Raw genomic sequence first — 519 nt, 5'->3', positions numbered from 1 at the left:
GACGTTCTGGTGCTCTCTTACTCTGCAGAGGTAGATTGCCGTCTCTGGCACTGGTTATCATATTTCTCATTCTTATTGTCGTACCTGATTTGAGAAGAGGTGACTGCTATGAAATTTAGCACTAAACGACTGGGTGTCTTTGCGTGGTAATGATTTTATTCAGTGATATAGTTTGATTCAATAAATCCGTAACAAAATTAGAGAAGAAGATATGCATAAAGTGATTCACGACACTGAAAGTGGCCTCTTTTGGGTTGATTTAGAGCAAGACTTCAAAGCAAAAGTGGTCTACGAGTTGAAAAATGATGTGATGCACATAACATCGACGGTCGTACCAGAAGAGCTGCGAGGCAAAGGTTATGGCAAAGTAATGATGGAAGCGGTACTCCCAGAAATTGAAGCTCTGGGTTATAAAATCGAACCGGTTTGTCCGTATGTGGCGCATTACATCAACCGTAACCAAGCTTGGTCGCATCTTCTTGCTTGAGTATGAATGATCACCACCTTTTGTATCAAAAT

The 519-nt window shown here is 41.0% G+C and carries 1 protein-coding gene; it reads left to right on the top strand.

Going from position 1 to position 519, the window contains the following annotated elements; genetic code table 11:
- Window positions 1-211: 211 nt before the first annotated feature.
- Window positions 212-487, top strand: coding sequence for a GNAT family N-acetyltransferase (locus R7F64_RS24395; RefSeq protein ID WP_005462904.1), 276 nt, complete (start codon window positions 212-214; stop codon window positions 485-487).
- Window positions 488-519 lie beyond the last annotated feature (32 nt).

The organism is Vibrio sp. Vb1980 (assembly GCF_033338615.1).
GTDB classification, from domain to species: Bacteria; Pseudomonadota; Gammaproteobacteria; order Enterobacterales; family Vibrionaceae; genus Vibrio; species Vibrio alginolyticus.
The sequence above is the reverse complement of the archived record's forward strand: the minus strand, read 5'-3'. Positions and strand labels throughout refer to the sequence as shown.

Excerpts from the sequence above, each read along its gene's own strand:
- R7F64_RS24395 (WP_005462904.1), top strand. The coding sequence starts at position 212 with ATGCATAAAGTGATTCACGACACTGAAAGTGGCCTCTTTTGGGTTGAT.